14 protein-coding genes are annotated in these 21,021 nt (G+C 67.6%); 8 read left to right on the top strand and 6 right to left on the bottom strand.

Annotated features, from left to right (window positions below; translation table 11 throughout):
* Window positions 1–13 precede the first annotated feature (13 nt).
* Both N5E02_RS12205 and N5E02_RS12200 read right to left on the bottom strand, forming a co-directional pair.
* A complete protein-coding gene (locus tag N5E02_RS12205; RefSeq protein WP_279946304.1) occupies window positions 14–1,342 on the bottom strand; it encodes a CitMHS family transporter in 1,329 nt (442 codons plus the stop codon).
* 74 nt (window positions 1,343–1,416) lie between these two features.
* Window positions 1,417–2,556, bottom strand: a complete 1,140-nt coding sequence (locus N5E02_RS12200; RefSeq protein ID WP_065196452.1) for a porin — start codon at window positions 2,554–2,556, stop codon at window positions 1,417–1,419.
* Between the two features lie 242 nt (window positions 2,557–2,798).
* Between N5E02_RS12200 and N5E02_RS12195 the strand changes: the two genes are divergently transcribed.
* Genes N5E02_RS12195 through N5E02_RS12180 form a run of 4 tightly spaced genes read left to right on the top strand, consistent with a single transcriptional unit; the run spans window position 2,799 to window position 6,603 of the window.
* The gene (locus N5E02_RS12195) at window positions 2,799–3,488 is read left to right on the top strand and encodes a response regulator transcription factor (protein WP_005419188.1); all 690 of its coding nucleotides are present in this window, start codon (window positions 2,799–2,801) and stop codon (window positions 3,486–3,488) included.
* Window positions 3,481–4,872: a sensor histidine kinase gene (locus tag N5E02_RS12190; protein WP_032954514.1), complete on the top strand. Its 1,392-nt coding sequence runs from the start codon at window positions 3,481–3,483 to the stop codon at window positions 4,870–4,872. The genes N5E02_RS12195 and N5E02_RS12190 overlap by 8 nt, the downstream gene beginning before the upstream one ends.
* Window positions 4,869–5,924 (top strand): ABC transporter substrate-binding protein, encoded by a 1,056-nt coding sequence (locus N5E02_RS12185; protein ID WP_279946301.1) that lies wholly within the window; start codon window positions 4,869–4,871, stop codon window positions 5,922–5,924. Before N5E02_RS12190 ends, N5E02_RS12185 begins: the two co-directional genes overlap by 4 nt.
* 28 nt (window positions 5,925–5,952) lie before the next feature.
* Window positions 5,953–6,603, top strand: coding sequence for a response regulator transcription factor (locus N5E02_RS12180; RefSeq protein ID WP_065185360.1), 651 nt, complete (start codon window positions 5,953–5,955; stop codon window positions 6,601–6,603).
* 558 nt (window positions 6,604–7,161) lie between these two features.
* On the opposite strand, the gene N5E02_RS12175 is transcribed toward N5E02_RS12180, so the two are convergent.
* Both N5E02_RS12175 and N5E02_RS12170 read right to left on the bottom strand, forming a co-directional pair.
* Window positions 7,162–9,804 (bottom strand): PAS-domain containing protein, encoded by a 2,643-nt coding sequence (locus N5E02_RS12175; protein WP_065185359.1) that lies wholly within the window; start codon window positions 9,802–9,804, stop codon window positions 7,162–7,164.
* A 66-nt stretch (window positions 9,805–9,870) separates the two neighbouring features.
* Window positions 9,871–11,040, bottom strand: a complete 1,170-nt coding sequence (locus N5E02_RS12170) for a porin (protein WP_279946300.1) — start codon at window positions 11,038–11,040, stop codon at window positions 9,871–9,873.
* A gap of 332 nt (window positions 11,041–11,372) precedes the next feature.
* On the opposite strand from N5E02_RS12170, the gene N5E02_RS12165 reads away from it, so the two are divergent.
* Entirely contained in the window at window positions 11,373–12,716 is a 1,344-nt protein-coding gene (locus N5E02_RS12165) for a dicarboxylate/amino acid:cation symporter (RefSeq protein ID WP_005419151.1), read from the top strand.
* 230 nt (window positions 12,717–12,946) lie between these two features.
* The gene (locus N5E02_RS12160) at window positions 12,947–15,238 is read left to right on the top strand and encodes an NADP-dependent malic enzyme (RefSeq protein ID WP_005410971.1); all 2,292 of its coding nucleotides are present in this window, start codon (window positions 12,947–12,949) and stop codon (window positions 15,236–15,238) included.
* A 545-nt stretch (window positions 15,239–15,783) separates the two neighbouring features.
* Here N5E02_RS12160 and N5E02_RS12155 read toward each other — a convergent pair.
* Window positions 15,784–16,527, bottom strand: coding sequence for a basic secretory protein-like protein (locus N5E02_RS12155; protein WP_032954509.1), 744 nt, complete (start codon window positions 16,525–16,527; stop codon window positions 15,784–15,786).
* A complete protein-coding gene (locus N5E02_RS12150) occupies window positions 16,524–19,868 on the bottom strand; it encodes a GH92 family glycosyl hydrolase (protein ID WP_279946299.1) in 3,345 nt (1,114 codons plus the stop codon). The genes N5E02_RS12155 and N5E02_RS12150 overlap by 4 nt, the downstream gene beginning before the upstream one ends.
* Before the next feature lie 418 nt (window positions 19,869–20,286).
* Between N5E02_RS12150 and N5E02_RS12145 the strand changes: the two genes are divergently transcribed.
* Together N5E02_RS12145 and N5E02_RS12140 are read left to right on the top strand one after the other, a co-directional pair.
* Window positions 20,287–20,484: a zinc-finger domain-containing protein gene (locus N5E02_RS12145; RefSeq protein ID WP_005410967.1), complete on the top strand. Its 198-nt coding sequence runs from the start codon at window positions 20,287–20,289 to the stop codon at window positions 20,482–20,484.
* 15 nt (window positions 20,485–20,499) lie between these two features.
* A partial coding sequence (locus N5E02_RS12140; RefSeq protein ID WP_279946298.1) for a glycosyltransferase occupies window positions 20,500–21,021 on the top strand: 522 nt, incomplete at its 3' end.

The following is a 21,021-nucleotide window of genomic DNA, read 5'->3' as shown; positions in this document are numbered from 1 at the left end:
CCTTGGCAAAGGGTCAGGCGGCGAGGGGGTAAAGGCCGAACAGCAGGCTGCCGATCATCAGCAGCATCGAGATGGCGATGGCCCACTTCAGGGTGAACTTCTGGTGGTCGGCGAATTCGACCTTGGCTAGGCCCACCAGCAGGTAGGTGGAGGGCACCAGCGGGCTGAGCAGGTGCACCGGCTGGCCGGCCAGCGAGGCGCGCGCCATTTCCACCGGGGTGATGCCGTAGTTGCCGGCGGCCTCGGACAGGATCGGCAGCACGCCGAAGTAGAACGCGTCGTTGGACATGAAGAAGGTGAACGGCATCGACGCCACGGCGGTGATCACCGCCAGGTACGGGCCCCACGACTCCGGAATCACCGCCAGGAAGCTGTGTGACATCGCCTCGACCATGCCGGTGTTGTTGAGGATGCCGGTGAAGATGCCCGCGGCGAAGATCAGCGACACCACCGACAGCACGTTGCCGGCATGGTTGACCACGCGGCGGCGCTGTTCGGCCAGGTTCGGGTAGTTGATCACCAGGGCGATGGCGAAGCCGACCATGAACAGCACCGGCATCGGCAGCACGCCGATGATCAGCGCGGCCATCAGCGCCACGGTCAGGGCCAGGTTGACCCACAGCAGCTTCGGACGTTTGATGTCCTCGGCGTCTTCCACGGTCGGCAGCGGATTGCTGTCATCGGACACGCTGTTGTCCATCCAGCTGCCGCCCTTGGGCAGGGTCACCACGCCAAGGCGACGGCGTTCCTTCAGGCCCAGGTACCAGGCCAGCAGCAGCACGCCGGCACAGGCGATTACCATCGACGGGATCAGCGGCACGAACACATCGGCCGGGTCCACGTGCAGCGCGGTGGCCGCGCGTGCGGTCGGGCCGCCCCACGGAGTCAGGTTCATCACGCCGCCGGCCAGGATGGTCACGCAGGTCAAGTTCAGCGCGTTCATGCCAAGCCGCTGGTACAGCGGCAGCATCGCCGAGACGGTGATCATGTAGGTGGTCGAGCCGTCACCGTCGAGCGAGATCAGCATCGCCAGCACCGCCGTGCCCAGCACGATCTTCATCGGATCGCCCTTGACGAAGCGCAGGATCACCCTTACCAGCGGATCGAACAGGCCGGCGTCGATCATCACCCCGAAGTAGAGGATGGCGAACATCAGCATCACGCCGGTCGGCGCTATCTTCTTGATGCCTTCCAGCATCATTTCGTCGATGCCGGCGCCGAAGCCGCCGATCAGCGCGAACAGGATGGGGATGGTGATCAGGGCCACCAGCGGCGACAGGCGTTTGCTCATGATCAAGTACATGAACGTAATGACCATGCCAAAGCCGAGGATGCTCAGCATCATCTGCGGACTCCTTGCGAAAACAGGACGTGGGGAGTGGAAGGGGGCCGGGTGGTTTGCCCGGCACAGCTGGCTTAGAAGTCGTACTGCAGGCGGCCGGTGACCGCGCGCGTGCGGTCCACCGTGACCCCGGCCAGGCGGTCGCGGTTGCGGCTTTCGATCACGTTGAGCATGAAGCGCAGGTTGTCGCGCAGGTACCAGTTGCCACCCAGCGTCCAGGCTTCGGTGCTGCCACGGCGCAGGTCCGGCGCGCCATCGAGGTGCTGCGCGCCCCACATCTGGTCGTAACGCAGCGCCACTTCGAAGGCCCCAGCCTTGTGGCGGATGTCCTTGACCCGTGCGAAGCGGCCGGTCCTGCGGTCGTAGGCACGGCTTTCGCCGGTGACGAACCAGCTGAGCATGCCGTAGGCCGCCATCACGTCGCCGCGCTGGGCGCCATCATCGAAGGTGGCGCCACTGAACTCGCCCTGCCACGACAACGGGCCGCGCACCTGCGCGTATTCCAGCGACCACTTGTTGACGTCGGTATCGCGGCCGGCGGAGAAGTCGACCAGGGTCAGGCGGCTGTTGTCGGACAGGTGGCCGGCCGGGCGCGGGCGGATACGCAGGCCGGGCACGCCGTTGGCCCCCGGGTTGTCGTAGGCCTCGCGGGCCAGCGAGAGGCCCAGGTGCAGCACGTCACCGTCGCTGGGCGTGGGCGCCCAGGTGACGCGACCACCCGCCGCGCGGCCCTTCACCTGCCAGGCGTCGATGCTCTCCAGGCTGTAGAGGCTGGCCGCCCAGGTGAAATCCCCCGGATTGGCCTGCCAGGACGCACCCAGGCGGTACAGCGGCGCCAGCGTGGTGCCGGCGTTGCCGCGCTCCAGGAAGCTGCCGTAGTTGGAGCTGGTACGGTCATCCAGCGAGAAGTACTGCTTGAACTGGCCGACGGTCAGCTTGCCGGCCTCGCCGAAGCTGCGTGCCAGGTAGACATCCTTGGCCTCGACGCGGTCGCCGGAGAAGTCGGCTTCCAGCTTGTAGTCGACCACGAAGAATTTGCCGGACACGTCCAGCCAGGCGCGACGGATCTCGGTGTCGTCCTTGTTCGGGGTGCCGCGGTTGTCGTTGTCGAAGGTGGCGAAGTCCAGGTGCAGGCGGCCACCGAGGGTGGCGGTGACCGGGCGGTTGTCTTCGGCAGCGAAGGCCGGCGCCGACAGGGCAGCCAGCGCCATCATGGCGGCAGGACGCCGCCAGGCAAACGTGAATTCCACAAACCCTCCCAGGTGCGCGCCAGGCGCGCGGCAATCGTGGGCACCGGACGGTGCGCGGCCGCAGTCTGGGTCGGGCAAGCTGTCATCGTCCTGTCAGCAGTTTGTGCGGTGCAGCGTAAATCCGGCCGCTGCGCTCACTGGGCCACACCCGGCGAGCGCGGCGGCGGCATGCGGTAGCATTCGGTTCCCCTCCCACCCGTGTGCCCATGCGCCTGCTGCTGGTCGAAGACAACCCGGATCTGGCCGATGCGATCATCCGCCGGATGCGCCGCAGCGGGCACGCCGTGGACTGGCAGGCCGATGGCCTGGCCGCCGCCAGCGTGCTGCGCTACCAGAGCTTCGACCTGGTGGTGCTGGACATCGGCCTGCCCAAGCTCGATGGCCTGCGCGTGCTGGCCGGCATGCGCGAGCGCGGTGACAGCACGCCGGTGCTGATGCTGACCGCGCGCGATGGCATCGAGGATCGCGTGCAGGCGCTGGATGTCGGTGCCGACGATTACCTGGGCAAGCCATTCGATTTCCGCGAGTTCGAAGCGCGCTGCCGTGTGCTGCTGCGGCGTGCGCGTGGCCAGGCCAGCGAAGTGGTGCAGATCGGCGGCTTCCAGTTCGACAACGCTGCGCACCGGGTCAGCCTCGACGGCGAACCGATCGAACTGCCCAACCGCGAGTACCGCCTGCTGGAGATCCTGGTCGGGCGCCTCGGCCAAGTGGTCGGCAAGGATGAGATCGGCAACGGCCTGTTCGGTTTCGATGACGAAGCGGGGCCGAATGCCATCGAGTTGTATGTTGGCCGCCTGAGAAAGAAGCTGGCGGGCGCACCGCTGCGCATCACCACGGTGCGCGGTGTCGGCTATCTGCTGGAGGCCAGCGATACCCATGCCGACGCCGATGGCTGACGCGCGCGCTGCGACTGCGGCGCCGGGTTCGCTGCGGCGCACGCTGCTGCTCTATCTCGGCGTGCTGCTGGCGGTGTTCGCGGTGGCCCTGCTGTTCGCCGCACGCGATTACGGCCAGCGTGCCGCCAACCGTTCCTACGATCACCTGCTGGTGTCCTCGGCGCTGTCCATCGCCGATTCGGTGGCGCTGGTCGATGGGCAGTGGCAGGTCGATCTGCCGTATGCGGCGCTGGACCTGCTGGCGATGGCGCCGGAGGACCGCGTGTTCTATCGCGTGGCCGACAGCCGCGGCACGCTGATCACCGGCTACGATGACCTGCCGGCAGCGCCGCGCCGGCCCGGTACCCAGCCGCAGCTGTTCGATGCCACCTACAGCGGCGAGACCGTGCGCTTCGTGGTGGTCGGCCGCAGCTTCGCCGCTGCCTCGGCGCAGGGCGAGGTGCAGGTCCAGGTCGGCCAGACCCGGCGTGCGCGTGAAGCGGTCGCGCAGGACATGGTCAATCGCGCGTTGCTGGCGATCGGCGTGCTGTCCGGGCTGCTGCTGGCACTGGTGGCGTTCGGCGTGCATCGCGCATTCCGGCCGCTGGTGCGGGTGGAGCGCGAGCTGTCGCGACGGGAGCCGTCCGACCTGAAGCCGCTGGATGCCCGCGTTCCGCGCGAGATGGACCAGATGGTGGCGGCGCTGAACCGCTTCATGGAACGCCTGTCCAGCAGCAACGAGACACTGCGCGCGTTCATGGCCGAGGCTGCGCACCAGATGCGCACGCCGCTGGCGGCATTGCGCGCACAGGCGCAGCTGGCGCTGGATGATGACGATCCGGAGGACATGCGGCGCAGCCTGCAGGCGATCGAGCGCAACGCCACCCATATGAGCCGGCTGCTGAACCAGCTGCTCAGCGATGCCAGCGTGATCCATCGTTCGCATCTGCAGCGCTTTGCAGCGGTGGACCTGGCCGAGACCGTGCACCAGGCCCTGCATGAAGCGCTGCCGCAGGCCGGTCCGGCGCCGCGCGTGCAGTTGGCGATGACCGCCGAACCGGCATTGGTGCACGGCGATGCGCTGCTGCTGCGCGAGGCGATCAAGAACCTGGTCGACAACGCACTGAAGTACGGCGGTGACGGCGACTTGCAGATTGCCCTTACCGTGGAAGGCGAGCAGGCCGTGCTGACCATCGCCGACCACGGCGCGGGCATCGCCCCGGCCGATGCCGAGCGCGTATTCGAGCGTTTCGCCCGTGGCGAAGGCGCGCCCTCAGGTGGTGCCGGGCTGGGCCTGGCCATCGTCAAGCGCGTGGTCGACAGCCATGGCGGCCGCATTGACCTGAGCAACCGCCCGCAGGGCGGGCTGGTCGCCACCATCCGCCTGCCCCGGAGCAGTCCATGATCCGCTTGTTCGCCACGACTGTTGCGCTGCTGCTGGCCCTGCCGGTGTTGGCCGCGCCCGGCGATGTGCGCCGTTTTCCCGCACAGGGAGCGGCCACCGCTCAGCTGCGCATCCACGGCACCACCGATATCGAAGTGTTCGCGGTGGTCATCGCCGACTACCAGCGCCTGTACCCCGGCACCGAGGTGGTGTACGAGGACATCATCACCCAGGACCTGTACGCACGTTACCTGCACGACCGCGGCGGCCCGGCATCACCAGACCTGCTGATCTCCAGCGGCATGGACCTGCAGACCAAACTGGTCAATGACGGTCACGCGCTGCCACACCGTTCGGCGCAGACCGCCGCGCTGCCGGCCTGGGCACAGTGGCGCAACGAGGCGTTCGGCATCAGCTACGAGCCGGTGGTGATGGTCTACAACACCCGCGCGATTCCTTCGGCCAAGGTGCCGCACACGCGCCGCCAGCTGCTGGACCGGCTGCGTGCTGAAGGTGCCCCCCTGCGCGGCAGGGTCGGCACCTATGACATCGAGCGCAGCAGCGTCGGCTACCTGTTGGCGACCCAGGACGCGCAGCGCGGCAGCATTGCCGGCGCGCTGCTGGGCGCGCTCGGCGATAACGACGTGGTGCGCGAGGAGCGCACCGGCGTGCTGCTGGACCAGGTCGCCAGCGGCCAGCTGTCACTGGTCTACAACGTGCTTGGCTCCTACGCGCAGGCACGCATCGACGCGGGTGCTCCGCTGGCGATTGTGGAGCCCGAGGACTACACGCTGGTGGTGCTGCGCACCGCGGTGATTCCACGTACCGGCCCACATCCGGAAGAGGCCCGGCGCTTCCTCGACTACCTGCTGTCGCCACGCGGCCAGCAGGTGCTGTCGCGCGAGGCACGGCTGATGCCGATCGTGACCGGCAACGCGCGCGGCGATGATGCGCCGGGCCGCAGCCGCCGCCCGATCCAGCTGGGTCCGGGCCTGCTGGTGTATCTGGACGCGCTCAAGCGTCGCCAGTTTCTCGATGCCTGGCGCAGCAGCGTCGAGCCGGCCGGGCGCTGAGGCGGCGACCTGCCCGTACAATGGCGGTATGAGCGAATACACCATCCTGATCGCCGATGACCACCCGCTGCTGCGTTCGGCGGTGGTGCAGTCCTTGCGGCAGAGCCTGCCGTTGGCACAGGTGCGCGAGGTTGCGAGCGCCGAGGCATTGGCCGAGACGCTCGACGCGCAGCCGGACGTGGACCTGGTGCTGCTCGACCTGACCATGCCTGGCGCGCACGGCTTCTCCGCGCTGCTGCACGTGCGTGGCTCGCATCCCGACATTCCGGTGGTGATCCTCTCCTCCAACGACCATCCGCGGGTGATCCGCCGTGCCCAGCAGTTCGGCGCGGCCGGTTTCATCCCGAAGTCGGCCCCGGCCGAGACCATCGGCGAGGCCGTGCAGGCGGTGCTCGACGGCGGCCTGTGGTTCCCGGCAATGGCCGCCGAGCGCTCGGAGGCCGATGCGCTGCTGGCCAGCCGTCTGGCCCAGCTGACCCCGCAGCAGTTCCGCGTGCTGCTGTGCCTGGCCGATGGCCTGCTCAACAAGCAGATCGCCTATACGCTGGGGTTGGCCGAGAACACGGTGAAAGTGCATGTCACCGCCATCCTGAAAAAACTCGAGTGCCATAGCCGAACGCAGGCAGCGGTGCTGGTGAAGGCGCTGGAGCCCGAGGGCGACGCCGGCATCGGGTTGTAGTTTCCAGCCAACGGCGCAGCCCCTCGTGGGTGGACACGTAGAGCAGTTCATGGGTGAGGCCGGGCAGGTGGACTGCGCAGGGGCCGCTGCAAGTACGTCCATGTAAGCTCGGTCGCCGCATCCATGCGGCTCACGCCCCTGCGCAGCCCACCTGCCCGGCCACGGACAGGTTCCGTGCGCGTCCACCCGCGGAAGAGAAAAGAAGATCAAAAGCAAAGACAGCCTGACAGGCTGCTTTTTGTAGAGCCGAGCCCACGCTCGGCTGCTTTCTGGACGGTCCGTGAAGCCGAGCATGGGCTCGGCTCTACACGAGCAAGCGCAGCGCGCGACCCGCTTTTGATCTTATTTTCTTCTTCGTGGGTGCAGGCCACCGAAATCTGTCGGAGGCCGGTCGGGTTGGGTGCGCGGGGGTGTCAGCCGCATGGATGCGGCTGCCAAGCCTCCAGGGACGGATTCACGGCGTCCCCCGCGCACCCAGCCCGACCGGCCCACCCACGGCTTTTGCTTTCCACGACCAACCAGACACCACCCACGAGGGGCTGCGCCGTTGGCTGGAAACTACCCGCGATGCCGGATCAACAACTGACTCATCAGCGCCCGCAGCGCCGGTGGCTTAACCGGCTTGGCGATCATTCCCCAGCCGCGTTCGACGGCCATCTCACGCAATCCCGCATCGCGCTCGGCAGTGACCAGCACCACCGGCGGGCGGGCCTGCCACAACTCGGCCAACGTCTCGTACAGCACCGGCCCGTGGTGATCGCCCATGCGCACATCCAGCAGCACCAGCTCCGGTACCGCGCCTGTTGCTGCCACCTGCAGCGCCGCCTGTGGACCGTCGGCCAGCGCCACCTCGCAGCCCCAGCGCTCCAGCAGCGCGCGGCTGGCCGCGCAGACGTGTGGATCGTCGTCGATCACCCACACCCGGCGCCCGCGCAGCGGATTGTCCGCGGCCGGTTCCTGCACCAGCACCGGCGCGGGTGCCGTGGCGGGAATCGCGCTGGCTTCACCGAACGGAACGCCTACCGCGAACACACTGCCCTGGCCCAGCTGCGAGCGCAGCCGGATCGGATGCCCGAGCAGGCGACCGATGCGATCGACGATGGCCAGGCCAAGGCCAGCGCCGCGCTGCTGGCCGTCGTGCAGGCGGCGGAACTCCTCGAAGATCTCGCCCTGCAACGCGTCGGGAATGCCGGGGCCCTGGTCGTGCACCTCGATCCACAGCATGCCTTCACGGCGACGGCAGCCGAGCAGCACGCGGCCGCGTTCACTATAGCGCAGCGCGTTGGACAGGAAGTTCTGCAGGATGCGGCGCAACAGGGCTTCATCGCTGACCACCACCGCATCGGTATCGACCCAGTCGACCACCAGGCCACGCGACTGTGCGGCGATGCCGAACTCGCGCGCCAGCGTCTGCAGCAAAGGTCCGAGCCGGAACGCCTGCACACGGGTCGGCAGACTGCCCGACTCCAAGCGCGCTATATCCAGCAGGCTGTTGAGGATCGCGTCCTGCGCCGCCAGCGCGGCATCGATATGATCGGCAGTCTGCTGCTGCGCCGGGTCGCCCAGCTTGCCGCGCAGCACCGAGACGAACATGCGCGCAGCGTTGAGCGGCTGCAGCAGGTCGTGCACCGCCGAGGCGACGAAGCGGGTCTTGTAGCGGTTGGCCTGCTCGGCCTCGCGCCGCGCCTCGTCCAGGTCACGGGTGCGTTCGGCGATGCGGTGTTCCAGCGCATCGGCCAGCGAGCGCAGTTCGCGCGCGGCATTCTTGTAGCTGGTGATGTCGGCGTAGCTGGTGACGAAGCCGCCATCAGGCAGGGGATTGCCGCGGATCTCCAGCACCGTGCCGTCGTCCTTTTCGCTCTCGCGCATGTGCGGGCGGCCACTGCGCAGGTGGTTCAGGCGGCGCTCGATGGCCTCGTCCACCGGGCCGGGACCGAGCAGGCCACGACGGGCATTGAAACGGAACAGTTCCTCGATCGGCCGGCCCACGCGCACCAGGTCTGCCGGGAACCGGAACAGTTCCAGATAGCGCGAATTCCACGCGACCAGGCGCAGGTCGCGGTCGATCACCACCACACCCTGCGGCAGGTGTTCGAGGCTGCGGCTGAGACCACTGTCGGCGTCGGTGGCGGCCTGCAGCAGGCCATCCTGTGCGGTGCGCAGCTCCTGTGCGTGCTGCTTGAGCAGGGTTTCCAGTTCGCGGCGGCTGCGCAGGCGATGCTTGGCCAAGCGCCTGCGCTGCTGCACGAACAGCACCAGGAAGCCCAAGGCCAGCCACGCGGCACCGCCGGTCAGGGCGGCCGCGCGACCGGCAGCAGTAGCGGCGCCGGCGTCGTGCAGCAGGTGCAGGTTCCAGCCCTCGGCGGGCAGCGCCAGGCTTTGCCACAGCATCGGCTGCGGCAGCGCAGGATCCAGCAGCCGCACCATGCGGCCGCCATCGGACAGCACGTCTTCGGTACGTGCACGCAAGGGCTGCAGGGCACGGTCGGCGTACTGACGTGCATCGAGCATTTCGCGGCGCTCACCGGCACGCAGCGGACGCAGCAGCCGGTAGCGCCAGCTGTCCCGGTTGGACAGGAATACGACGTCATGGTCGTCGCTGGCCAGCACCACGTCCGGGCTGCTCAACCATTCCTGTTCCAGCGCGGACAGCTCGACCTTGATCACCACCACGCCGAGCCGTTTGCCGTCATCCTCGATGGCCTGCGAAAGGTAATAGCCGGGCACGCCGGTAGTCATGCCGATGCCGTAGAAGCGGCCACGGCCCTGCGCCAGCGCCTGGCGGTAGTAGGGGCGGTAGCTGTAGTTCTCGCCGACGTTGCTGGTCGGTTGGTCCCAGTTGCTGGCCGCCACCGCCACACCATCGTGGCCGACCAGGGTCAGGGTCGAGGCCCGGGTGACTTCATTGGCACGTTGCAGCTTCAGGTTCAGTCGCTGCCGTTCGCCGGGCGAGGGCGGCACACGCAGTGCGTGCAGCAGATCCGGATCCAGCGCCATGACCTGCGGCAAGGTGCCGAAGCGGTCGATGCGCTGTTGCAGGCCCTGGCCATACAGCTGCAGCTGGCGTTGCACCTGGCTGCTTTCGTCGCCGAGCGCGCGCCGCCAGGCGTAATGGCCAGCGGCGACCGCGCACAGCACGGTGCCACCGACCATCACCAGGATCGTCAGCAACAGCATCCGGTGGCGGCTGAGCCAGTACATGGCGGCAGTCTACGCAGGGCCGGCGGGCGTGGCGTGCACGCCCGCCGGGGTCTGACGTGGAAGGGGTCAGAAGTGCATCTGCGCGCGCAGTTCGAAGATCTCCGGCGTGCTGTGCACGCCACGACGGCTGGCGTCGACCTTCACGTAGTTGGCCTGGAACTTGAAGTGGCTGGTCAGGTACCAGTTCGCACCCAACGTCAGGTCGTGCTGGCGGCCACCCAGGATGTCACCATCGTCGAGGTCCAGGCGGCTGTAACGCGCCACCAGTTCGACCGCACCGTAGTTGTGCGCCGGCTTGATGTTGGCCACCGCGCCGGCGTTGTACGGCCGCGATTCGCCGGTCAGCACCCAGCTGGCCATCGCGTACTGGCCGCTGCCGGTGAAGTCGGGCTTGCCGTCATGGCGGGTGACCGTGGCGCGCAGCGCTTCGGCCTGCAGCGAGAACGGGCCGCGGATCCAGATGCCTTCCAGGCCGGTGCGGCGGATCTGGTCGGCGGTGACCAGCGCGCCGGAATCGACGTAGCGGATGTCGGTCAGGCCGGCTTCCGGGCGCGCGCGCAGGCGGGCGCTGGCCTCGTGGTGCACGTCGCGGCCATCGCTGTAGCCGCGTGGGTTCTCCTGCGAGTAGGCCAGGCCCAGGTGGATAACGTCACCTGGTGCCTTCACCGGCGTCCACACCGCACGCACCGCCTGGGTGGTGCCGGGGTTGTCGCCCTGCAGGTCCTTGCCGCCATAGGCGCCTGCCTGCAGCAGGTACTGCGGGCGCTCCAGCACCCATTCCACACCGGTACGGCGGCCTTCGTAGAAGGCCTGCACCGGCAGCGAGGTTTCCAGGAAGCTGCCGGCACGCGAAGAGGTGTTCGCATCCAGGCCGACCGGGGTCTTCATGTAGCCGAAGCGGAAGCGGCCGACGTCACGGCCGAAGAAGGCCTTGCTCTCTAAGCGCACGAACACGTCCAGCCAGGTATCGGCCTGGAAGTCGTAGTAGACCATCGCGTCGTACACGCCCTTCTTCTTCAGCGTCGCACCGAATTCCTTGCGGCGCACGGCGTCGTCGTCCTCGAGGCCACTGGCCGAGGAAAAGTCGTTGTAGTCGTAGGCGATGTTGGCGGTAGCGGCCAACTCGGTGCCGTCGCCGAAGGTGTACTTGGTCGGCCAGTTGTCGAAATCCGCAGCCGAAGCGAGGGCGGGTAGGGCGGCCAGCGACAGGGCCAGCAAGGTGGGATTCGGGCGCATGTTGGGTGCGGCTCTCTCAGATTGCGTTTGGACAGGACATCAACGGCCGCAGGGGCCGAAACTTTCGCAGGGACATGCCCAGCCGTTCAGCCCGGGCCACCGGCCTTCCCGTTTCTGGGCGGTGCGGCGCCAGTGTAGGCACCTGTGCCACCTGAACCGGGGGGCTAGTACCAATAGGTTATCTGCGCCGGCGTGCCTGGCGCGTACAAAGGCGTCCATTGGTCGCACCCCCTGTGCGTGCAGTACAGGGCCTGCGGTCAGTTTCCACGGTAACGGCTCCCGTGCAGTCCCGGGGCCGTACGTGCCTGAAAACGCCCCTTCCGGAGTCCGCCATGCACATCCCGACCGCAGCACCGGTGCCTGCAAAGCCGTTGCCGATCTATCGCCAGCTGTACTTCCAGGTGATCGTGGCGATCGTCCTGGGTGCCATCCTCGGCCACTACGAACCGCTGGTCGGCGAGAAGATGAAGCCGCTCGGCGATGCCTTCATCAACCTGGTGAAGATGATCATCGCGCCGGTGATCTTCCTCACCATCGTCACCGGCATCGCCAGCATGACCCACCTGCGCACGGTGGGCCGGGTGTTCGCCAAGGCAATGGCGTACTTCCTGTTCTTCTCCACGCTGGCGCTGATTGTCGGCATGATCGTGGCGCACGTGGTGCAGCCCGGCGCGGGCATGAACATCAACCCGGCCGAGCTGGACCAGACCGCAGTGCACAGCTACGTCGAGAAGTCGCATGACCTGACCCTGGTCGGCTTCCTGATGGACATCATCCCGAAGACGCTGCTCAGCGCTTTTGTCGATGGCAACATCCTGCAGGTGCTGTTCGTGGCCGTGCTGTTCGGCATCGCGCTGGCGATGGTGGGCGACAAGGGCAAGCCGGTGCTGAACTTCCTGGAGGCGCTGGTCGCCCCGGTGTTCAAGCTGGTGCACATCCTGATGAAGGCCGCCCCGATCGGTGCCTTCGGTGCGATCGCCTTCACCATCGGCAAGTACGGCGTCGGCTCGCTGATCAACCTGGCCTGGCTGGTGGGCTCGTTCTACCTCACCGCGTTCCTGTTCGTCGCGGTGATCCTGGGCCTGGTCTGCCGCCTGTGCGGCTTCTCGGTGTTCAAGCTGGCGCGCTACCTGAAGGCCGAACTGCTGCTGGTGCTCGGCACCTCCTCGTCGGAGTCGGCGCTGCCGTCGCTGATGGAGAAGATGGAACGCGCCGGCTGCAGCAAGTCGGTGGTGGGCCTGGTGGTCCCGACCGGCTACTCGTTCAACCTGGACGGCACCAACATCTACATGACCCTGGCGGCACTGTTCATCGCCCAGGCCACCAACACCGAACTGACCCTGGGCCACCAGATCGCCCTGCTGCTGGTCGCCATGCTCAGCTCCAAGGGCGCGGCCGGTGTCACCGGCGCCGGTTTCATCACCCTGGCCGCCACCCTGGCCGTGGTGCCGGAGGTGCCGGTGGCTGGCATGGCGCTGATCCTGGGCGTGGACCGGTTCATGAGCGAATGCCGCTCGCTGACCAATTTCATCGGCAATGCGGTGGCCACCGTGGTGGTCTCGCGCTGGGAAGGCGCGCTGGACCGCAACCGCCTGCAGCTGGCGCTGGATGGCCGCGAGAGCGAACTGCCGCCGCCGGTCGATGCGCTGCCCGAGGCGCTGCCGGCCAAGGGCTGATCCAGGTGTGTGGTACCGCGGGGCCGATCACGTCAGTGGTACGGCCCCGCGGCGTTTCAGGGCGTCCCATGGCTGTCATGGGCAGCGCCGAAGCTGGTATCGCGGTACCGTCGCATACGGCACGGAATTGTGCGGTCGCAGCATGCTTGCGACAGGATAGCGACAGGTCCGGACGCTCCAACGGGGGTATCATCCCCTGTCCCTTCTGCCCATTCATGTAACCCACATCGATGTCCAACGAAGATTTCAAACAGGCCGCCCTCGATTACCACCGGATGTCCCCGCCGGGAAAGATCAAGGTTTCCGCTACCAAGCCCATGCTGACCCAGCGCGACCTGTCGCTGGCGTATTCGCCGGGCGTGGCGTACGCCTGTGAAGCGATCAAGGCCGACCCGCAGCAGGCCAGCGAGCTGACCGCCCGCGGCAACCTGGTGGCGGTGATCTCCAACGGCACCGCGGTGCTGGGCCTGGGCAACATCGGCGCGCTGGCCGGCAAGCCGGTGATGGAAGGCAAGGGCGTGCTGTTCCAGAAGTTCGCCGGCATCGATGTGTTCGACATCGAAGTGGATGAGACCGACCCGGACAAGCTGGTCGACATCATCGCCTCGCTGGAACCGACCTTCGGCGGCATCAACCTGGAGGACATCAAGGCGCCGGAATGCTTCGTGGTCGAGCGCAAGCTGCGCGAGCGCATGAAGATCCCGGTGTTCCATGACGACCAGCACGGCACGGCGATCATCGTCGGCGCGGCCGTGCTCAACGCGATGGCGATCACCGGCAAGAAGATCGAGGACGTGAAGCTGGCGACCACGGGCATGGGCGCGGCCGGCATTTCCTGCGTGAACATGCTGGTGCAGCTGGGCCTGAAGCCGGAGAACATCCTGGCCTTCGATCGCGAGGGCGTGATCCACACCGGTCGTACCGACCTGGACCCGGAAAAGCAGCGCTATGCGCGTGACACCGACAAGCGCACCCTGGCCGAGATCGTCGACGGCGCGGACATTTTCCTGGGCCTGTCGGCACCGGGCATCCTGACCGCCGACATGGTCAAGACCATGGCGCCGGATCCGGTGATCTTCGCGCTGGCCAACCCGACCCCGGAAATCATGCCGGAGGTGGCGCGCGCTGCGCGTCCGGACGCGATCATCGGCACCGGCCGTTCGGACTATCCGAACCAGGTCAACAACGTGCTGTGCTTCCCGTACCTGTTCCGTGGTGCGCTGGACGTGGGTGCGACCGCGATCAACGAGGAAATGAAGATCGCCTGCGTGCGTGCCATCGCCGCGCTGGCGCGCCGCGCGGCCACCGACATGGGCTCGGCCTACGGCGGCGAGACCCCGAGCTTCGGCCGTGAATACCTGATCCCGCGCCCGTTCGACCGCCGCCTGCTGGTGGAACTGTCGGCCGCCGTGGCCCAGGCCGCGATGGATTCGGGCGTGGCCTCGCGCCCGATCGAGGACATGGGCGCCTACCGCGACAAGCTGGCCCAGTTCGTCTACCGCACCAGCCTGATGATGAAGCCGGTGTACGACCGCGCGCGCAGCGACAAGCAGCGCGTGGTGTACGCCGAGGGCGAAGAGGAAGTGGTGCTGCAGGCGGTGCAGAACGTGGTCGATGACGGCCTGGCGCATCCGATCCTGATCGGCCGCCCGGAAGTGATCGAGTCGCGCATCGAGCGCCTGGGCCTGCGCCTGAAGATCGGCGAGAACGTTGAAGTCACCAACATCAACGACGACCCGCGCTTCAACGAATACTGGCAGTACTACCACGGCCTGACCGGCCGTCGTGGCGTGACCGTGGCCGCGGCGAAGAACCTGATGCGTTCGCGCCCGACCCTGATCGCAGCGGTGATGGTGGCCCGTGGCGAGGCCGATGCGATGCTGACCGGCATCGTCGGTCGCTTCCACAAGAAGCTGGGCTACGTGCGCAGCGTGCTGCCGCTGGAGCCGAAGGTCACCTCGACCTCGGCGATGACCGGCGTGATCAACCAGCAGGGCGTGTTCTTCTTCGTCGATACCCACGTGCAGGAAGATCCGACCGCCGAGCAGCTGTGCGAGGCGACCCTGCAGGCGGCCTATCGCATGAAGCTGTTCGGCATCGAGCCGAAGGTGGCGCTGCTGTCGCACTCCAACTTTGGCAGCCATGATTCGAAGGATGCGCTGAAGATGCGCCAGGTGCGCGAGCTGCTGCTCAAGCGCAACCCGCGTCTGAACGTGGATGGCGAAATGCAGGGCGACACCGCATGGGATGAAGCGCTGCGCCAGAAGCTGCTGCCGGGCTCGACCCTGCAGGGCCGCGCCAACCTGTTCGTGTTGCCGAACCTGGAAGCGGCCAACATCGCCTACAACCTGGTGCGCGTGTTCACCGACGGCGTGGCGATCGGCCCGATCCTGATGGGCGTGAACAAGCCGGTGCACATCCTAACCACCAGCGCGACCTCGCGCCGGATCCTGAACATGACCGCCATTGCGGCGGTCGATGCGCAGATCAGGAAGCAGCTGGAAGCGGAAAAGAAGGCATAAGCCTTCTTTCCCACTTCCGCTGCCCACGCATTCTTCCTCTACCCCCGCCTTCGGCGCGCCCCTTCAACAAGAAGGGGCTCCTGGTCGGAACAAGGATGGCGCTGGCGCGGTTGGACGGCGGCGTAAATGAAAACACCGGGCATTGCCCGGTGTTTTCATTTGCCGCAACGGCCGCCAAACCTGCCACATGCGCTACGCCGCCCGGTCATTTCCCTGCAACGCCGCTGCGGCCCAATACGCCCACGCGGCCCGGCCGTGGGAAGGGACCGGACCGGCCTTCCCACCCTGGGCCCGACCAACTTCCCATCGGCGAGGGTGTCATGCGCAATCGAGTGACGCGGCGGTACTTCCAGCAGCTGTTCGCGCTGTACGCCGGTTTCGTGCAGTCGCGCTGAGGCGTAGACGCCAGCGAGGTAGAGTCGACCGTTGGTCGACTATCGCGCGAAGCGCGGGGTTTCGGGGGCTGTACGAAAGTCAGTCGACTAACAGTCGACTCTACCCAGTCGACTCTATCCAGTCGCGGCTATACCCAGTTGATCGCCCAGTCAGCGCCGCTTGCCGCGGCGTGCAGGGGCCGGCGGCGGAGCGTCGGAACGCGGCTTGGCGTACTGCGCCCACAGCGCCGGCAGTGCCTTGCCGGTGTGCTTCTGCCACAGCGCCGGTGCATAGCGGCCGTCGCGCAGGGCCTTGTCCAGTGCCAGCACCAGGCCCGGATGTTCGGCGTCGGCCCATTTCAGGAACGCACCGGTGACACGGTAGCCGCTGTCGAAGTTCTGCCCCTTCTCGACCTTGCCCGGCAGTGCCCAGCCCGCGGCGGCATTGTCCATGCCGTAGCGGTCGCGTGCGTAGTCGGCGATGCCCTCCACCAGCCAACCCGGCACCCGTGCGTCGCCATAGCCCGGATAGCCCTGCACGATGTGCATGGCCTCATGGGTGACCAGGTCGATGTCGTTGGGGTGCTGCGCCAGCCAACCCGGGTTGATGGTGATCGTTGCGGCCTGGTCCTTGTCACCGACGAAGGCGATCCCCGTGTAGGCCGGGTCGATCACGATGCGCACCATCGACGGCGCGGCCGGGTGGAAGTCCGCACGTTCGCGCAGGTAGGCGAAGTAGAACGTATCGATCACCCGCTTTCGCTGCGGCGCGGCCAGGGCGCCACGGGCGTCCTGGTAGTTCAGCGTCACGCCGTCGCGGGTCAGCTGCGCATCAAAGGCCTGGGTCTGGCCGAAGCTGGAGAAGGAAAGGGCAACAAGGGCCAGAGGCAGCAGACGGTAGCGCATGGGGCTCATTGTACGGCGCTGGGCGCCAACAGTTCGATCTCCGCCAGCGGCAGCCGGCCCGGTGCGGCCAGGCGCAGCCGATACTCGCTGTAACGACCGGGTTTGGCGATGCGGAACGGTCGGGTCTGGCGGGCAGACTCGAAGGCTTCGCCGCTGCGCTGGTCGAGCACGATCCAGCGGCCGTTGCCGCTGCGCGCTTCCAGCGTCCATTCGCCGCCCTGGATGCGGCCGTCACCGCTGGTGAGCGTGTACATGGTCGGCACGCCGTCGCCCAGGCCGGTCAGTGCGATGGTTGCGCCGCCGCCCAGGCCGACGGTGGTGGCTGCATCGTCATCGACCAGCGCCGGCAGGGCGCGGCCATCGGCCAGCGTCGCCTTGGCGCCACTGCCGAGCAGGTCGTGCAGCAGCTGCGGGCGCTGGCCCGGCGCGGTCAGCGAGCGCGGCACATCGTCCACGCCGCTGCCCCAGCGCGACGGCTGCGGCCCCATCACGAAGTCCAGCGTCGCGCCCTTGGCGATCAGCTCGTGCGGCACCCAGGTCTTCGTCCACGGCTTGCCATTGATCTTCAGCGACTGCACGTAGACGTTCTCGCGTGAGTTGTTGGCCGCGTTCACGGTCAGCACCGCACCGCCCTGCAGTTCCACCCTCGCATGTTCGAACGCCGGTGAACCGATCACGTACTCCGGGGCGCCCATGCGCAGCGGATACAGGCCCAGCGAAGCCAGCACGTACCACGCGGAGGTCTCGCCGTTGTCCTCGTCGCCCGGATAGCCCTGCCCGATCTCGCTGCCCACATACAGCCGCGACAGGATCTCGCGCACGTGCTGCTGGGTCTTCCACGGCTGCCCGGCGTACAGGTACATCCATGGGATGTGGTGCGCCGGCTGGTTGCTGTGTGCGTACATGCCCATGCGCACATCGCGCGCTTCGGTCATCTCATGGATGGTGCCGCCGTAGGATCCGGCAAACGCGGGGTCGGCGGTTTCCGGCGTGGAGAAGAAGGCATCCAGCTTCGCTGCCAGCTTGTCACGGCCACCATAGAGCGCGGCGAGTCCTTCGCCATCGTGGGCGGCGGTGAAGGCGAAGGTCCAGCCATTGGATTCGGTGTAGTCGTGGCCCCACACGCGCGGGTCGTAGGCCTTGGCGTCCACGCGCCACTGGCCATCGGCGTTGCGGCCCTGGAAGAAGCCGGCGGCCGGATCGAACATCGTCGCGTAGCTGGCGGCGCGATGGCGGAAGTAGTCGGCCTCGGTGCTGTAGCGCTCGCGTGCGGCCGGCGTGGTCGCGCGCTTGGCCAGAGCGTCGGCCATGTTGGCGATGCCGAAGTCATTCAGTGCGCCTTCCATCGTCCACGACATGCCTTCGTGCACGTCCGCGCTGGCGTAGCCACGGAAGGTCGAACGGTCCATGCCCTTGCGGCCGACATGGCGGTCGGGGGGGACCACGGTCGCGTTCTTCAGCGCGGCGGCGTAGGCCTCGGCCGGATCGAAGCCGCCGATGCCCTTCAGCCACGCATCGGCGAAGGCAACGTCCGAACTGGTGCCGACCATCAGGTCGGCGTAGCCCGGCGACGACCAGCGTGCGATCCAGCCACCGGCACGGTACTGCTCGATGAAGCCCTGCACCATCTGCCCGGCATCGTCGGGCGTGAACAGCGCATAGGCTGGCCAGGTGGTGCGGAAGGTGTCCCAGAAGCCGTTGTTGACGAACACCTTGCCATCGCGCACGCCGGTGAAGCTGCGGTTCGCGCTGCCTTCGGTGTTGTCGTCGCTGGCGCTGGCCTGGTTGGCGTAGCGCCAGTCAGGCGCGGCCGCGCTGCCGGCATTCTCGTGGCCCGAGTTGGGATACAGGTACAGCCGGTACAGGCTGGAATACAAGGTGGTCTTCTGGTCGTCAGTGGCATCGCCGATGTCGAAGCGGGCCAGGCGCGCGTCCCATGCATCCTGCGCACGGCCCGCCACGCTTTCCAGCGTGTCGGCGGCGGAGATTTCCAGCGCCAGGTTGTGACGCGCCTGTTCCACCGAGATCAGCGAGGTCGCGATGCGCATCGTCACCTGCCGGTCGCTGCCAGCATCGAACTTGATGTAACCGGTCGGGCGGCCGGTGTCGAGGCGTCCGCTGCTGCGCCACGGCTTGTCGAAGCTGGCCACCACGTACATGCGGCTGGCGCCGTTGGACAGGCCACTGCGCGTATCGGTGTAGCCGCTGAGGGTCTGCGTGGCCGTGTCCAGGGTCAGGCCACCACGCGCATCGACATTGTCGAACAGCAGGTTGGCGTCGCCGCCCTCGGGGAACTCGAAGCGGAACAGCGCGGCATGGTCGGTCGGTGCGATGGCAGCAGCGATGCCATTGTCGAAGCGCACGTCGTAGCGGTAGGGGCGCGCGCTTTCATGACGGCGGTCGAACGACAGCGCGCGCTCGCGGCGGTCGGCGTCCGGCACGCCACGGCTGGCCGAGGGCATCACCTGGAAGGTCTGGCGGTCGCCCATCCACGGGCTGGGCTGGTGGCTCAGTGCCAGTGCCTGCAGCTGCGGGCGGTTCTGCGCATCGTTCTGTTCGTTCCAGCGGTACAGCCAGTTCAGTGCGCCGGCGTCGGTCACCGGGGTCCAGAAGTTGAACCCGTGCGGCACCGCCGTGGCCGGGAAATTGTTGCCGCGCGAGAAGGTGCCGTTGGCCTGGGTGCCGCGGGTGGTCAGCACCCAGTCGGAGACGCGCTGCGGCCGCTGCCGCGGTTGGGCATCCAGGCGCACGTCATCAATCCAGCCAGAGACCGGCGCGTCCTCGGCACTGGCTACCTCCAGCTCGATCGCCACCACGCGGCGGCCCTTCAGCGTGGGCACGTCGCCCAGCCGCACTGCCTTGCGGGCCCATTGTTGCGGGTACAGCGTCTTCGATTCGCCCTGCGCGCGTGCGCCGATCGCCACGCCATGCTGGTCGCGTGCCGCACCGGCCGAAACGCGGCTGCCATCGTCCAGCAGCAGGTCCAGCGATACATAGGTCGAGGCGACGGTGTCCTTGCCGACGATTTCCGGCAGCACCAGCCACGACAGCGTGGTATCGGCCTCGATGGGCAGGTCGGCCTTGAACAGTTCGCGCCGCGCGCTGCCGCCTTCGCTGCTGTAGCGCAGCGCATGCAGGCCGCTGTAGCCGGCGTTGCGCTTGGCGGCGTAGGGCGCGGCCGGTCCATTGCCGATCGTGACCTGAAGCGCACCGGTGGCCTGCGCCGGTACAGGTTCGCCCGGTTCGAACGAGGTCTGCAGCCCCTGCGCCCGCGCCGGCATCGCAGTGGTCGCACAGGCCAGGGCCAGGGCGAGCGGAAGCAGGGCGCGGCGCGGATCGGACAGGGTCATGCAAGGGTCTCCCGGAAGGGCTGGCGGCGGGCGAACCCGCATCGGCGGACACCACGGACAGCATCGCTCCGCCCGCCAGGCTGGCAGTGGAAGAGGCGATGCCGGTCCGGTGGGGGCGGGCCATGCGATCGGGTTGGGTTGGGTGGGTCGAGGTGCGACCTGGCCCGATCCTGCAACAGCCGCCGCGCGCTGGCAAGTGCCATTTAGTTCGATCCAAATGCGGGAAATATCGCTGGAGTCGATTCTGGCGAGCGAACCTGCCGGAACGACCGCGAAATCCCCGGAATCGCCGCCGCCCGGCGCGCGGTGGGGAGATGCGAGGCATCGGCGGCGGCGTGCAAAGGCCCGTTGCGGGGCAATGTCGTTGCGGCCCAGATGCTAGAATCACGGGCCTCGCAACCCGTTCACCGAATCCGCCATGAGCCATACCGCCACCGCGCCCGCCAACGCCGAGAAGCGCTACACCGTGCACCGCAGCGATCTGCCGTTGAGCTGCCCGACCCCGGAAATGGCGCTGTGGAACTCGCATCCGCGCGTGTACCTGCCGATCGAAGACGAGCCCAACGGCGAAGCGCAGTGCCCGTACTGCGGTTCCGTGTTCGTGCTGGCCGACTAAACGGCGGCCCCTTCGATGCGCCGATTGACCGTGGTGCAGTTGCTGCCGGCGCTGCACTCCGGTGGTGTCGAGCGCTCGACCCTGGAAATCGCTGCGGCCCTGGTTGCCGCCGGCCATCGCGCGCTGGTGGTGTCTGCCGGTGGCCGCCTGGTGCAGCCGCTGCTGGACAGTGGTGCCGAGCACCTCACCCTGGATATCGGCCGCAAGTCGCTGCTGACCCTGCGCCATCTGCCGACCCTGCGCCGGCTGTTTGCCGAAGTTGGTGCGGACATCGTGCATGCCCGTTCGCGGCTGCCGGCCTGGTTGGGCCTGTACGCGATCCGCGCCATGCCCGCCGTACAGCGCCCGCATTGGGTGACCACCGTGCACGGGTTGAACTCGCCCAGCCGCTACAGCGCGGTGATGACCAGTGGCGAACGCGTGATCTGCGTGTCCAACACCGTGCGCGCCTACGTGCAACGCCATTACCCGACGGTGCCGGAAGAAAAACTGCGGGTCATACCGAGAGGTGTCGACGTCAACCAGTTCCCGCGCGTG

This window comes from Stenotrophomonas sp. GD03777 (assembly GCF_029842485.1).
GTDB lineage: Bacteria > Pseudomonadota > Gammaproteobacteria > Xanthomonadales > Xanthomonadaceae > Stenotrophomonas > Stenotrophomonas sepilia.
This window is presented reverse-complemented; position numbering and strand designations above follow the sequence as displayed.